At 53.9% G+C, this 15,721-nt stretch carries 5 protein-coding genes and 1 pseudogene; 2 read left to right on the top strand and 4 right to left on the bottom strand.

The genetic code is table 11. The features are described from left to right. Positions 1-63 precede the first annotated feature (63 nt). The 4 genes and pseudogenes from C9J01_RS22645 to gltB (C9J01_RS22630) form a co-directional block, all read right to left on the bottom strand. Positions 64-1,209 (bottom strand): annotated as a pseudogene (locus tag C9J01_RS22645) (FAD-dependent oxidoreductase); the annotation flags it as partial. A 12-nt stretch (positions 1,210-1,221) separates the two neighbouring features. Then, entirely contained in the window at positions 1,222-5,685 is a 4,464-nt protein-coding gene (gene gltB / locus C9J01_RS22640; protein WP_107300407.1) for a glutamate synthase large subunit, read from the bottom strand. 350 nt (positions 5,686-6,035) lie between these two features. Continuing rightward, on the bottom strand, positions 6,036-7,508 hold the full coding sequence (locus C9J01_RS22635) for a glutamate synthase subunit beta (RefSeq protein ID WP_107300406.1): 1,473 nt from the start codon (positions 7,506-7,508) through the stop codon (positions 6,036-6,038). Further along, positions 7,501-12,048: a glutamate synthase large subunit gene (gene gltB, locus C9J01_RS22630; protein ID WP_107300405.1), complete on the bottom strand. Its 4,548-nt coding sequence runs from the start codon at positions 12,046-12,048 to the stop codon at positions 7,501-7,503. Before gltB (C9J01_RS22630) ends, C9J01_RS22635 begins: the two co-directional genes overlap by 8 nt. Positions 12,049-12,666: 618 nt before the next feature. Here gltB (C9J01_RS22630) and mnmL point away from each other — a divergent pair. Together mnmL and C9J01_RS22620 are read left to right on the top strand one after the other, a co-directional pair. Further along, entirely contained in the window at positions 12,667-13,611 is a 945-nt protein-coding gene (gene mnmL / locus C9J01_RS22625; RefSeq protein WP_107300404.1) for a tRNA modification radical SAM protein MnmL/YtqA, read from the top strand. Between the two features lie 183 nt (positions 13,612-13,794). Next, the gene (locus tag C9J01_RS22620; RefSeq protein WP_107300403.1) at positions 13,795-15,621 is read left to right on the top strand and encodes a GGDEF domain-containing protein; all 1,827 of its coding nucleotides are present in this window, start codon (positions 13,795-13,797) and stop codon (positions 15,619-15,621) included. The last annotated feature ends 100 nt before the right edge of the window (positions 15,622-15,721 follow it).

The following is a 15,721-nucleotide window of genomic DNA, read 5'->3' as shown; positions in this document are numbered from 1 at the left end:
GCGAGCATACCCTGCCTGCCGATGCGGTGATCATGGCCTTTGGTTTCCAACCCCATGCTATGCCTTGGTTGGCCGAATTCGGCGTCGGCCTGCTTCATCGGGTTCGCCGAGGGCTGTCTTGACCATTTTGACCCCATTGATTTGCCCATCTTTACCAAGCTCTAAGCCTGTTGGCTGGAGGTTAAATTTGAACTTCACGCCCTCCTCTCGGGCATTTTTTACCTCACGCCTAGACCCTGGCATGTTGGCCTCGTCACGGCGGTAGGCACAGATAACACTGCTGGCACCTTGGCGCACCGAGGTCCGGACACAGTCCATCGCGGTATCACCACCTCCGAGTACCACCACATTTTTGCCTGCCATATCAATAAACGGCGGGCTGCCCTCGAGCTCCATCACACGGTAGGTATTGGAGATCAGGAACGGCAAGGCATCGAATACCCCCGGCGCATCTTCGTTTTCCAAGCCTGCCCGCATGTTCTGGTAGGTACCGACGCCAAGGAAGACCGCATCATACTCTGCAGTGAGCTCTGTCATTTGCACATCCTTGCCGACCTCGGTGTTGAGGCGGAACTCGACGCCCATTTCGCTGAAGATCCGGCGGCGGTTGATCATCACCTCTTTTTCAAGCTTGAACGATGGGATCCCAAAGGTCAGCAGGCCGCCGATCTCCGGATAGCGGTCGAATACCACCGGCTTGACCCCGTTACGCACCAAGATATCGGCACAGGAGAGGCCGGCCGGTCCGGCCCCAATAATGGCGACTTTCTTGTCGGTCCATTCAACATGGGACATATCCGGTTTCCAGCCCATCTCGAATGCTTTATCGGTAATGTATTTTTCGACATTGCCGATGGTGACGGCACCGAAATCATCGTTGAGGGTACATGACCCCTCACATAGGCGATCTTGTGGGCAGACCCTGCCACACACTTCCGGGAGGGTGTTGGTCTGGTGCGACAGCTCAACCGCTTCGATGATCCGCCCCTCATTGGCGAGCTTGAGCCATTGGGGGATATAGTTGTGGACTGGGCACTTCCACTCACAATACGGGTTACCGCAATCAAGGCAACGGTCAGACTGGGCGCTGGCCTGTTGCTGGGTGAAGGGCTCGTAGATCTCAACAAACTCAATCTTGCGCACTTTCAGTGGCTTCTTGGGTGGGTCGATACGCGCAACATCGATAAACTGGTAAATATTCTGGCTCATCGGGCTCCCTCCCTATTGTGCTTGGACGCGCAGCTCGGCAGCTGAGCGGCTCTGGTGGCCGAGTAAGGTGTTCACATCGGCGGTCTTTGGTTTAGCCAAGTAGAAGCGTGGGATCCACTGGTCGAATTCGGCCAGGATCTCTTGCGCCCTATCCGAGCCTGTCAGTTCGAGGTGCTGGTCAATCAGGCCGCGCAGGTGCTCCTGGTGGATCTTGAGCTCAGCCAGCGGCAAGGCTTCGACCAATTCAGGGTTTACCCGTCCGGCAAAATCACCATCTTCGTCGAGGATGTAGGCAAAGCCTCCGGTCATCCCGGCGCCGAAGTTGACCCCGGTCTTACCTAAAATGGCAACAATACCCCCGGTCATGTATTCGCAGGCATTATCACCAGCACCTTCGATAACCGCGATGGTGCCTGAGTTCCTGACCGCAAACCGCTCCCCGGCTTTACCGGCGGCAAACAACTTGCCACCCGTTGCGCCATAGAGGCAAGTGTTGCCGATAATGGTGGATTGGTTGGATTTGAACGCCGAGCCAACTGGCGGACGGATGACTATTTGCCCGCCAGTCATACCTTTGCCCACATAGTCATTGGCATCGCCAGTGAGGAATAAGTTGAGCCCTCCGGCATTCCATACCCCGAAAGATTGCCCGGCGGTGCCGGTCAGGTGGAGGTTGACCGGTGTCGAAGCCATGCCCTGGTTACCCCAGCGCTTGGCGATTTCCCCCGATAGCCGCGCACCCACCGAGCGGTCGGTGTTACGGATGTCGTCGAAGATGTCTGTTCCGCTGCGGGCTTCTATCGCGGGTAGCGCCTGCTGGAGCAAGGCGGCATTGAGCTGCGCATTGTCGAACGGGGTATTGCTTTCGCTGCAATACAAAGTTTTGCCTTCCAGTGGTTCGCAGGTTGCCAGCACCGGCGATAAATCCAGTTTGCTTTGTTTGGCGGTATAGCCTTCGATCACCTCGAGCAACTCGGTGCGGCCAATCAAATCAGTCAGTTTTTCTACCCCGAGCTCTGCAAGGAGTTCACGGACTTCCTCACCAAGGCCAATGAAGTAATTCATTACCTGCTCAGGTAACCCTTTGAAGAAGTCACGGCGCAGGGTTTCGTCTTGGGTCGCCACACCTGTTGCACAGTTGTTGAGGTGGCAAATGCGGAGGTATTTACATCCGAGGGCTACCATCGGCGCGGTTCCGAAACCGAAGCTCTCGGCACCGAGGATGGCCGCCTTGACTACATCCAAGCCGGTCTTGAGGCCGCCGTCGACTTGGAGCCGGATCTTGTGGCGCAGGCCGTTGGCAACCAGTGCCTGCTGAGTTTCGGCTAAGCCTAACTCCCACGGGCTACCGGCATATTTCACCGAGGTGAGCGGGCTGGCACCGGTACCACCGTCGTAGCCGGAGATGGTGATGAGATCGGCATAGGCTTTCGCTACACCGGTCGCAATCGTGCCGACACCGGGTTCAGAAACCAACTTGACCGATACCAAGGCGGTCGGGTTGACCTGTTTGAGATCGAAAATTAGCTGGGCTAGATCTTCAATCGAGTAAATATCGTGGTGGGGTGGCGGTGATATTAAGGTGACACCCGGCACCGCAAAACGCAGCTTGGCAATCTCGGTGGTCACCTTGTGGCCCGGAAGCTGCCCGCCTTCACCGGGCTTGGCCCCTTGCGCCACCTTGATCTGGATAACATCGGCGTTGACCAAATAGTGCGGAGTCACACCAAAGCGGCCTGAGGCGACCTGCTTGATACGGGAGTTACGCTCGCTGTTGAAGCGACGGGGATCTTCACCACCTTCGCCGGAGTTAGAAAAGCCGCCTAACCGGTTCATGGCAATAGCCAGTGCTTCGTGTGCTTCGGGGCTGAGGGCACCGATAGACATCGCAGCGGAATCGAAGCGTTGGTAAAGAGCTGATGCGGGTTCGATCTTGTCGAGGGCGACAGGCGTTTGATCCGGTTTCAGCTTGAGCAAATCACGGATTGCCGCAACAGGACGTTCGTTAACTTGTTTGGCAAAGGCTTGGTAGTCGGCGTAATCACCGGACTTGACCGCTTTTTGCAGGGTGCCGACCACATCCGGGTTATAAGCATGGAACTCGCCGCCGTGAACGTATTTCAGCAAACCGCCATGCTCGATAGGTTTGCGTTTGAGCCAGGCGCGGCGGGATAGGTTGAACAAGTCCTGCTGGAAATCGGCAAAGCCTGCGCCTTGGATCCGGCTCGAAACACCTTTAAAACAGAGTTCGACCACCTCATCATCGAGCCCGACTGCTTCGAACAACATGGCGCAGCGGTAGGAGGCGATGGTCGATATCCCCATCTTGGACATGATTTTGTATAGGCCCTTATTGATACCATTGCGGAAGTTGAGCATCACTTCGCGGTACGGTTTGGCAATGGCACCACTGTCAACTAGTTGGCCGAGGGTTTCATAGGCAAGGTACGGATACACCGCAGTGGCACCGAAACCAAGCAACACCGCAAACTGGTGCGGGTCACGAGCAGTAGCGGTTTCTATAATGATGTTGGCATCGCAGCGGAGTTGCTCGGCTACCAACCGGTTCTGTACTGCCCCTACAGCCATGGCTGCTGGGATAGGGAGTTTGCCAGCATTAATGCCACGGTCTGACAGCACGATAAGTACCGTACCGCTGCGGATCAACCGCTCGGCCTGATCACAGATATCGATGATCGCCTGCTTGAGATCTTTCTCGTTAGGATCGAAGTTGATATCGATGATGCTATTGCGGTAGTGCTGGTTATCAAGCTCCAACAACTGGACCAAGTCAGAATAGAGCAGTACCGGCGAGCCGAAAGCAACCCGGTAGGCATGGCTGTCGGTTTCGCAGAAGACATTGATTTCACGGCCAATACACGTTGCCAGCGACATCACATGCTTTTCACGTAATGGGTCTATTGGTGGGTTGGTCACCTGGGCAAACATTTGGCGGAAGTAATCGGTGACGGCACGTTCGCGGGAGGACAGTACGGCCATCGGGGCGTCGTCACCCATCGAGCCCGTCGCCTCCTGGCCGTTTTCGCCGATCACCCTGAGGACCTGATCGATTTCCTCGCGGTTCATGGCGAACTGTTTCTGGCAGGTACCCAACTCGGTGTCATCGAAAGAGCGGCTGCCGACCTGTTCATCGCCTAGATCTTCAAACGGCACCAAGCGTTTGACATGGCTGTCCATCCACTCTTTGTAGGGGTGGCGTCCCATCAGATCGTTATCAATATCGGCAGAATGCCAGATCTTGCCAAACTTGGTGTCGATCACCAGTAATTCGCCCGGTCCGACCCGGCCTTTTTCGGCCACTTCATCAGGGGCGTAGTCCCAGATCCCGACCTCGGAAGCCAAAGTGATCAGCTTGTCCTTGGTGATGATATACCTTGCTGGGCGCAAGCCGTTTCGGTCGAGGTTACAGGCGGCATAACGGCCGTCGGACATAACGATACCGGCTGGCCCGTCCCATGGCTCCATGTGCATGGAGTTAAAGTCGTAAAAGGCCCTCAGCTCAGGATCCATATCTGGGTGGTTCTGCCAGGCTGGCGGTACCAGCATCCTCATCGCACGGAACAAATCCATCCCGCCGGAGAGGAACAGTTCGAGCATGTTGTCGAGGCTCGAGGAGTCCGACCCGGTTTCGTTGACAAACGGGGCCGCAGTTTGCAGATCCGGCAGTAATGGCGAGGCAAACTTGTAAGCCCTAGCCCGTGCCCACTGGCGGTTACCCGCGATAGTGTTGATCTCACCGTTGTGGGCGAGATAGCGGAATGGCTGGGCCAGTGGCCAGCGCGGCTGGGTGTTGGTAGAAAAGCGCTGGTGGAACAGGCAAATAGAAGATTCTAGCCGGATGTCTCCCAAATCTTGATAAAAGCGGGGGAGATCGGCAGGCATACACAGCCCTTTATAGACGGTGACTTGGGTCGACAGGCTGCAGATATAAAAGTCGGGATCGGCGGTGATACGTTTTTCGATCCGGCGTCTGGCGACATAAAGGCGACGGTCGATGTCCCTTGGCTTCCAACCCGCCGGGGCGTTGATAAAGACCTGCTCGATATTGGGGAGAGTTTCGGTCGCTATTGGGCCCAGTACCTGCGGGTTGATGGGGACTGGTCGCCAACCGGCCAATGACAAGGTTTCCTTGGCCAGTTCCTCGCTGATAATCGTACGTGCCTGCTCGGCAAGTACCGGGTCTTGACTGAGGAAAAGCATGCCGAGGGCGAATTCCCGTGACAACTTCCAGCCGTTGTCTTCGGCCACGATACGATAAAAGCTGTCGGGTTTTTTCATCAATAGCCCGCAGCCATCACCGGTTTTGCCATCAGCGGCGATACCGCCACGGTGGGTCATGCGGTCGAGGGCGGATATAGCGGTGCGGACAAGCTTGTGGCTGGTTTCTCCTTCGATATGGGCAATCAACCCGAAACCACAGTTATCTTTATCCAGCATGGGGTTATACAGTGTCATTACAACTCTCCCTAGCATCTGCCTGAATAAGCAGAAATACTGCATTTTTTGACGGTCTTCCTGACCATCGTTGACAACCTTCACGCGTACCACGGATTGGTTCTTTTGCTTGTAGGGTGGTCGCTAAAGGTACCTTTTTGCTTCCAGCGACCTTTCAAGTTAACGACTATTTACAGAAAGGTCAAACTATAAACAATAAATTAACATCGGGTGTAGGCACAGATAATGCAGTCATTTTGGGAGGAGATTGAGTGAATAATTATGACAGGGGCGGCTTACGAGGAATAAAAAACCGGCCATCTAGGCCGGTTTGGTTTTAATTTTCCCGAGGTGGGCAGGTTTTCACCCTATTAGGCATTTGACAGCATCAATGAATCTGCCTTGGCTTCGAGGTTACTGCCGCCCATTAGGTAGTCATCGATTTCACGGGCACACTCACGGCCTTCGTTGATACAGCGCACTACCAGTGATTGGCCGGTACGCATATCGCCAGCAGCAAAGATGCCTTGTTGGTTGGTCGCAAAACCCTGTGTCGCTACATTACCGCGGTCATCGAGTTTGATGTCCAGTTGCGCTAGCACGCCTGTTGGTTCTGGGTGCAGGAAGCCCATGGCCAAAAAGGCCATATCACACGGGATGATACGCTCAGAGCCTGCCACTTCGGTAAAGCCAGGGCGCTCTCCGGCTTTCGCTTCTTCCCATTGGATGTCAGCAATACGCAGCGCTTTGACGTTACCCGCTTCATCACCGATGAACTCCTTGGTTAGGATATTCCAGTGACGCTCACACCCTTCCTCATGGGAGGTCGAGGTTTTCATGATCATCGGGTAAGAAGGCCATGGCTGGTTGGCCGGGCGCTTCTCTGGCGGGATCGGCATGATCTCAACCTGGGTAATGCTTTCAGCACCATGACGGTTGGAGGTACCCACACAGTCAGAGCCAGTATCACCACCACCGATCACTACCACATGCTTGCCTTTGGCGTGGATCTCTTCGGTTTTCAGATCCATGTCGTTGGCACGGCGGTTGTTCTGGGCAAGGAACTCCATGGCAAAGTGTACGCCTTTGAGCTCACGGCCCGGGATCGGTAGATCACGCGGTACTGTCGAGCCACCGGTTAGCAGAACCACATCAAAGTCCTGGCGCAGTTGCTGGGCGTTAATGTTGACACCAACATGGGCGTTAACCTCAAACTTGATCCCGGCATCGGCCATTAGGTTGATCTTGCGATCGATAATGTCCATGCCCAGTTTGAAATCAGGGATGCCGAAGCGTAGTAGTCCACCGACTTTTTCATCACGCTCGAACACTGTTACGCAGTGGCCGGCACTGTTGAGTTGCTCGGCGGCAGCCAGGCCCGCAGGGCCTGAACCGATGATCGCGACCGTCTTGCCAGTACGTGAACGTGGTGTCTTCGGTTTGGCGTACCCTTCACGGTACGCCGTCTCGACAATGGTCTTCTCGATATTACAAATCGTGATTGGGTCTTGGTTGATCCCCAGTACACAGCCACTTTCACAAGGGGCCGGGCACACACGACCGGTAAATTCCGGGAAGTTATTGGTTGAGCTTAGGATGTTCCACGCTTCTTCCCAGCTGTCACGGTACACCGCGTCATTGAATTCCGGGATGATGTTACCGATCGGGCAGGAGTTGTGGCAAAACGGAACACCACAGTCCATGCAGCGCGAAGCCTGCGTGTTGATCTTGTCGCCGAACTCCTCGTTGAGAACAAACTCCTTGTTGTCCTGAATACGGACGCTCGGATCCAGCTTCTTTGGCAGCTCACGGCCAAACTCTAAAAATCCAGTAGGCTTACCCATTGACGGCCTCCAACTCTTCCTTGTTTTGTGCTTCTGCCTTGCGCTTTTGTAGTACTGCCTTGTAATCCCTTGGCATCACTTTCACCATCTTCTCGAGGTTAGCCTCGAAGTTAGATAGGAAGGTTTCTGCAACAGTACTGCCTGTAAGCTCGACGTGCTTGGTCAGCATATCGTGCAGCAGATCCTTGTCTTCCTGCTCGATTGGGTCGAGGTCGACCAACTCTGGGTTGAGCTTGGTGTCGAAGTCTTCGAACTGATCCCAAACATAGGCTACACCGCCACTCATACCGGCTGCGAAGTTACGGCCTGTTTGGCCAAGGATAACGGCCACACCGCCTGTCATGTATTCACAACCATGGTCACCAACGCCTTCAACGACGACCTTGGCACCTGAGTTACGGACACAGAAACGCTCGCCCGCCATACCGCGGATGTATGACTCACCCGATGTTGCACCGTAGAAACAGACGTTACCCACTACGATGTTGTCTTCCGGGATGATGTCAGATTTGGCATCAGGGTAGAGCACTAGCGTACCGCCTGACAGGCCTTTGCCCCAGTAGTCGTTGGCATCGCCTTCGACTTCGAACTTGACGTTCTTGGCCAGGAAGGCACCGAAGCTCTGGCCGGCAGAGCCGTTGAACTTAACGTTCATTGGCTGTGGCAAGCCTTTGTCTTTGTAAATCTTAGAGATTTCGTTCGACAGCATGGTACCGGCACTGCGGTCGGTGTTGATGATGTCAAACTCGGCATCTACCTGCTTGCCTTCGTAAAGGGCAGGGGCCGCGGCTTCAATCAGCTTGCGATCCAATACCTCTTCGAGGTTGTGGTTCTGCTCACGCTGGTTGTACACGCCGTCTTCGTCACGGGCCGGTTCGATGAACAGTACCGGGCTCAGATCCAGGTTCTTGTACTTCCAGTGACCGATGTTGTCACGGATTTTCAGTTTGTGTGACTGGCCAACCATCTCGTCGATAGTACGGAAACCTAGCTCGGCCATGATTTCACGCAGGCCTTCAGCCATGTACTGGAAGAAGGTCACAACATCTTCTACGCGGCCGTCGAAACGCTCACGCAGGGTCTTGTTCTGGGTCGCGATACCTACTGGGCAGGTATTCTTGTGACACTTACGCATCATGATACAACCTTCAACCACCAAGGCTGCGGTTGCTACACCCCACTCTTCAGCACCAAGCAAGGTTGCGACAGCAAGGTCACGCGGGGTCTTCATCTGACCATCAGTCTGGACCACGATACGGTTACGCAGGCCGTTCTTCAGCAGGGTCTGATGGGTTTCGGCCAAGCCAAGCTCCCAAGGTAGACCGGTGTGGCGAATAGATGACATTGGTGATGCACCAGTACCACCGTCGAAACCTGCGATAAGCACAACATCCGCTTTCGCTTTGGCTACGCCCGAGGCAATCGTACCGACACCGGCTTCTGATACCAGTTTGACGTTGACACGGCCGGCGCGGTTGGCGTTCTTCAGATCGTAGATCAGCTGTGCCAAATCCTCGATAGAGTAAATATCGTGGTGTGGCGGTGGTGAAATCAAACCGACGCCCGGAGTTGAGTGACGGGTTGCACCGATCCAGTCATCAACCTTGTCACCCGGTAGCTGACCACCTTCACCCGGTTTAGCACCCTGTGCCATCTTGATCTGAATTTCATCAGAGTTGGTCAGGTAGTAAGAGGTCACACCGAAGCGGCCAGAGGCCACCTGTTTGATTGCAGAGCGTTCCCAGTCGCCGTTATCTTTTTTCTCGAAACGGGCTGGGTCTTCACCACCTTCACCAGAGTTGGATTTAGCGCCGATGCGGTTCATCGCGACAGCAAGCGTCGAGTGGGCTTCGTACGAGATAGAGCCGAAGCTCATTGCACCGGTCGCAAAGCGCTTGAGGATGCTCTCGATTGGCTCAACGTCTGCCAGTGGGATAGAACCGGCTGGGTTTTTGATGAACTCTAGCTGGCTACGCAGGGTCGCTGCGTTATCGCCCTGCGCATCAACGGCGTTGGCGTACTCTTTGAACTGGGCAAAGTCCTTGTTACGGGTTGATTGCTGCAGTAGTGAAATTGTTTCCGGGTTGAACAGGTGCTTCTCACCACGCTGTTTCCACTGGTAGACACCACCGACATCCAGCATCTGGATTGGCACTTCGCGGGTTGGGTAACCCAGACGATGGCGAACCAAGACTTCTTTGGCAATGTCATCGATAGTTAGGCCCTGGATGCGGGAAACCGTACCGGTGAAATACTTATCGACCACTGACTTGCTGATACCAAGGGCTTCGAAGATCTGGGCACCGTGGTAAGACTGCAGGGTCGAGATTCCCATCTTGGAGAAGATCTTCAGCAGGCCACCGTTCACACCCTTGCGGTAGTTGTTGAACAGCTCTTCGGTCGGTACTTCCGGATCCAGCTTGCGCTTGCGCTGCAGGTCAACAATGGTCTCGGTCACTAGGTATGGGTTAACCGCATTGGCACCGTAGCCAACTAGGGTGGCAAAGTGGTGGGTCTCGCGGGCGTCACCGGTTTCTACCACAATGTCACACTTGGCACGCAGACCTTTGCGGATCAGGTGGTGGTGGACAGCACCCACAGCCAGCATCGCAGGGATAGCGGCATGGTTGGAGTTCACGGCACGGTCAGTCAGGATAATGATTGAGTAGCCATCGACAACCGCATCTTCTGAGTACTGGCAGATACGCTTAAGGGCACGCTCTAGCTTGCCGTCTTCGCCACTGGCGCGGAACACGATATCCAGTGTTTTGGCCTGCAGGTACTCGTTATCGATAGCACGCAGTTTTTCCAGCTCAGCATTGCTCAGTACCGGTGACTCGATTTCCACCTTCTGGCAGTGCTCAGGGGTTTCTGTTAGTAGGTTGTGGTCTTTACCCAGATAGGTATTGAGTGACATCACCATACGCTCACGGATCGGGTCGATCGGCGGGTTGGTGACCTGGGCAAATAGCTGCTTGAAGTAGTTCGACAAGTGCTGTGATTGGTGCGACAGCACAGCCAGCGGCCAGTCGGCACCCATGGCGCTGAGTGGCTCGTAACCCGTTTTCGCCAACGGCACAATGATGTCGTTGACTTCTTCCGAGCTCATGCCGAAGGCTTGCTGATGGTGCAGCAGGCGCTCAGGCGTTGGCTGGTGGTGCATGTTGTCTGCTTCAGGCAGGCTCTTCAATGTCAGCAGGTTATCTTTGACCCACTGCTCATAAGGCTGGGCTGAAGCGATAGTGTCTTTGACTTCTTCGTCAGAGATGATGCGGCCTTGTTCAAGGTCGGCAACGAATATACGGCCAGGCTGCAGGCGGCCACGGAACTGGACGTTCTCCGGCTCGATCTCAACCACACCGGATTCTGAAGCCATGACAAGGAAGTCATCCTTGGTCACTGTGTAGCGCGATGGGCGCAGGCCGTTACGGTCAAGGGTCGCACCAACCTGGACGCCGTCGGTGAAACACACCGAGGCCGGGCCGTCCCACGGTTCCATGACATTGGCATGGTACTGGTAGAAAGCACGGCGCTTCGGATCCATGTTCTTGTTTTCTTGCCAAGCTTCAGGGATCAGCATCATCAGTGCATGCGGCAGGCTACGGCCTGATAGCACCAGAAGCTCCAACGCCATATCGAAGTTGGACGAATCCGAGCTACCTTCCTGGCAGATAGGCAGCAGCATGTCGATTTCCTGCTGGCTGAACAGTTCAGACTCGAGGATTGCTTCACGGGCCTTCATCCAGTTAAGGTTACCGCGCACGGTGTTGATTTCACCGTTGTGGGCAATGTAACGGAAAGGCTGGGCCAGGCGCCATTTCGGGAAGGTGTTGGTCGAGAAGCGGGAGTGAACCAGCGCCAGTGCCGTCACCATCGATGGGTTCTGTAGATCAAGGAAGTATTGAGGTACCTGCTCAGTGGTTAGCTGGCCTTTGTACACCAATGTCTTGTATGACAGAGAGTTAATATAGAAGTCATCACCGATGTTGGAGATGCTTTCCAGGCAGACACGGACCGTGTAGTTACGTAGCACGTAGAGCTTACGTTCTAGCTCAGCCGGTTCCATGCTGGTACCGCCGGTAATAAAGACGTGCTCGAATTGTGGCTCGGTGCTCAGCGGGTCAACGCCAATCATTGAATTGTCGACCGGTAGCACACGGTAGCCAATGACTTCTAGGTCAAGTCGTTTGGCATTGCGCTCAAGGATGTCACGGCACTGCTGACGTTTGTACTCGTCTTTAGGGAATAGTACCACCCCGACACCGTACTGCTCGAAAGAGGGCAGGCGGATGCCTTGCTTAACGGTTTCTTCCAGCAGGAATTCATGGGGTTTTTGCAGCAAGATACCTGCACCGTCACCACTGCACGGGTCACAGCCTTGGCCGCCACGGTGTTCCATCCGAGCTAGCATATCAAGGGCTTGGGTGACAATTTCGTGGGATTTACGGTTCTTCAGGTGGGCCACAAAGCCGATACCACAGGCATCGTGCTCCATTTCAGGCACATAAAGTCCCTGAGCATTCAGCTCTTGATCTGTCATAGATACTTCCTTCCAGTTTCAACAGGCACCAATCCTGGTACCTGAGTTATCCCTAATTTTGGTTATACATCCTCCAGGGCCTATATTTTGGACTCCTGTCCGGCCTTGTCGGATGGGTTTGCTGTGGGATGATGTAGTCAATCAATAGCAAACTTCATTCTGTAGCACCTGTGCTCTGGTATGCAAAAGCGCTGCAGTTTTGAGGGGGAGCAACATAAACCACTAAATATTCGCCTGGTTTAGTTACTTTTATTGTTCATAAATTGCACACAGCTGTAACTATCCTACAATTTTGATTGATTAATTACCAACAAAAAATATCCCCACCCTGTAACATCTCGGTATCACCATGAATTAATTACTTAACTAGGTGCGTATCTATTCGCATTTAGTGGCCAATATGCATAGTGGAGTAATATAACCATGGGTTTAATATGGCTAATAGGGGTGGGTTTAGACCAAAGTATTACAAAATGATGTTGTTGCTAATTTTCATTCCCTTTCTCAGCCCATATTTGGTGAAAAAAACGCCTTTATTGTTCTTGCACAACTTTTGCCATTGTTTTCGGTGCTAATCTGTGCCGCTTTTTTCGACCCCTTGAATGACTAGGTGACAAGATGCAGCTGCATGAGCTCGTGAACACATTTGGCCAGGACCTACAGCGTCGCTACGGAGAGAAGGTGCATAAACTGACCTTGCATGGTGGCTTCAGCTGCCCGAACCGTGACGGCACAATCGGTCGTGGCGGCTGCACATTCTGTAATGTTGCCTCGTTCGCCGATGAGCAGGCCCAGCACAAACCAATCACCGAGCAGCTGACACAGCGTGCTGGCGAAGTGAACCGCGCCAAGCGCTATTTAGCTTATTTCCAGGCCTACACCAGTACCTACGCTGAAGTACAGACACTCAAAGCGATGTATGAAGAAGCACTGGAAGCGGCGGATATCGTTGGCTTGTGTGTTGGTACCCGCCCTGACTGTGTGCCGGATGAAGTGTTGGAGTTGTTGGCGGGCTACCATAACCAAGGGTATGAAATTTGGCTGGAGCTCGGTCTGCAGACCGCCAATGATAAAACCCTCAAGCGGATCAACCGTGGCCATGATTTTGCCTGCTACGAGGCGATCACCAAGCGGGCAAGGGCATTGGGGCTGAAAGTCTGTGCCCACCTGATTGTCGGCCTGCCGGGGGACACCCGAGAAGACAATTTAGAGACTGTCCGTAAGGTCGTCGATGCCGGTGTGGATGGGATCAAGCTCCACCCGCTTCATATTGTTGAAGGCAGTATTATGGGCTTGTCTTGGAAAGCAGGGCGTTTGGCAGAGCTCAGCCTTGAAGACTATACCGCGATCTCCGCTGAGATGATCCGACTGACTCCGCCAGAGGTGGTTTACCACCGTGTTTCTGCCAGTGCCCGTAAGCCAACCTTACTGGCCCCAGAGTGGTGTGAAAACCGCTGGTTAGCCATGACGGAAATTGGCCGTAACCTGGATCAAAATGGTGGTCAGGGAGCGGCGCTGGGCAAGCCATTTGAGTACACCCTGCCTGTGCGGCGATCGAGTTAAAACTTGCAGCTTGCCAACCGGGCTGGCATTAGCTGTTACAACGGTAAGTGTGTTAGATTACAAGTAAAATGACGTCAATTACTAAAATCAATGCATACTTCCTGTCAGGAAAGATCTGTTAGTCCGATATTGCTTACATCGCTCACCTTACTGGCCTGCTGCGGGGGACTTCTATTTAAAGGGATGTCTCGCCGCTTTCTGCTGCTGGGGGCGGGCTTTTTCGCTCCTGCCACTTTAGCCTCGACTGTTTCCCAATGGTTGCAGGCTGACAACCCTGCATTACTTTTCTCATTATTGATCCTTGTGCTGGCTATCGGCGGCGGGCTATTGACCTTGCTGTTTCATCACCTAGAGGCCAGCTCCTTCAACCGCCTTCATGCCCAACTGACCCTAATGCCCGTTGCGGTTGCGCTGGTCCGGAAAAAGGACGGCCATTTACTCTATGGCAATAAGCCCTGCCGCCAGTTGCTTGGGGTGCGAAAACTCAATGACCGCTACCTTTACCCCGATGGCCTCAGCAGCAACATGCTGTGTGATTTCCTGCGTCCTTTTACTGGCCTGAAAGCTTTTAGGGAGGTTGAAGAAGCCTTGCCGCAAAGTAATGGCAAGGTGATTCCGCTTATTGTGTCTGGCCAGTCGATACGCTGCCAGTGGCAGCCTTGCTGGTTATTGTTTATCGTTTTGCCACGCTCCCGTCACGGTGAGCAGGTGAAGCTGGAAAATGAACAGCGGATCTTCCAGCAGGTTCTGAACTCCTTGTCAGAACTAGTGTATTTCAAGGATAAGTCTGGCAAGTTGATCGGTACTAACAAGGCTTTTGACCGTTTCTGGCGCGGCAGGATTGATGAAGGGATCACCGAGGAGCAGGATCTTGGCTCCTTGGGTAATACGGCATCCCATACTTGGACTACAGCACCTGACGGCTCGAGCAGGCTATTAGAAACCAATTGCAACTTATTGATCGGTGATACGGGAGAGGCTATCGGTACCCTTAGCATCAGCCATGACGTGACAGACTGGCATGAGATGCAAGAGGTATTGAAAACCGAGATCGAAAAGCGGGAAGTGACCGAACAGGAACTGGCCCAGCGAAATACTTTGCTCGATACCATCCTCAGCGCCAGCCGGGATCCGATAGCTTTGTATAATGAACATGGTGTCTATGTCGGCTGCAATGAGCCATTTGCCCGCTCGTTGGGCTATACCCAGCAAGCGCTGTTGGGCAAGTCCTCGGCAGATGTACTTGAGCCGGATAAGTTCGAAATTTTTAGGCAGACAGATCTGCAGGTTACCCAGCAAGGGATCAGCGTAAAGCTTGATGACTATGTGATTTTGGACGATGGCACACCTATCTGGTACGAAGTGCTTAAGTCGCCTTACCGGGACCCGACAGATGGCACCACCGGGGTGCTGATGATGGCGCGGGACGTCACCGAGCGTAAGATGGCCGAGCAGCAACTGGCTGATGCCATCATGGAGTTACAGGAACTGAGCTTTGTTGACAGCCTGACCAAAGTTGCAAACCGCCGTAGCTTCGATGAGCAGTTGCGTAAGATGTGGTATAGCCATATTCGAGAGCAGCATCCGCTAACCTTGATCTTGTGTGATATCGACTACTTCAAGGCTTTCAATGATAACTATGGTCACCAGCAGGGCGATTTTGCCTTGCGTGAAGTGGCGAAAGTGCTGCGCAGTGTGGTCAAGCGCGAGACTGATGAGGTCGCCCGTTACGGCGGTGAGGAGTTCGCCTTCCTGCTACCAAATACCAGCCTTGAGGGCGGTCAGGTTGTTGCGATGGAAATCCATCGTGCGCTTGCCGAGAAAGGGTTGACCCACCGCTTTTCGGATATCGCCTCAACACTGACGGTGAGTCTGGGGGTGGCGACCCTGACGCCCAAGCCAAATCAAGATTATGGTGAGTTGGTGGAGTTGGCTGATGTAGCGCTATACCGCGCCAAGGCGGCAGGGCGAAACTGTACCATGACGATGTCAGAGAAAGAGGCCGGGTAGCTTGTCTGGTAAGGTCATAAGGCTGGACAACAAAATGTGAAGGACTGCAGGTGAATGGAAAAAGCCTGCTTGGGTTCTCAGCTGCGCACTATTATGATGG

Source organism: Photobacterium rosenbergii, assembly GCF_003026455.1.
Classification (GTDB): domain Bacteria; phylum Pseudomonadota; class Gammaproteobacteria; order Enterobacterales; family Vibrionaceae; genus Photobacterium; species Photobacterium rosenbergii.
The sequence above is the reverse complement of the archived record's forward strand: the minus strand, read 5'-3'. Positions and strand labels throughout refer to the sequence as shown.

Coding starts and splice junctions, on each gene's coding strand:
- gltB (WP_107300407.1), bottom strand. CDS start 5,685: ATGACACTGTATAACCCCATGCTGGATAAAGATAACTGTGGTTTCGGG.
- C9J01_RS22620 (WP_107300403.1), top strand. CDS start 13,795: ATGTCTCGCCGCTTTCTGCTGCTGGGGGCGGGCTTTTTCGCTCCTGCC.
- gltB (WP_107300405.1), bottom strand. CDS start 12,048: ATGACAGATCAAGAGCTGAATGCTCAGGGACTTTATGTGCCTGAAATG.
- mnmL (WP_107300404.1), top strand. CDS start 12,667: ATGCAGCTGCATGAGCTCGTGAACACATTTGGCCAGGACCTACAGCGT.
- C9J01_RS22635 (WP_107300406.1), bottom strand. CDS start 7,508: ATGGGTAAGCCTACTGGATTTTTAGAGTTTGGCCGTGAGCTGCCAAAG.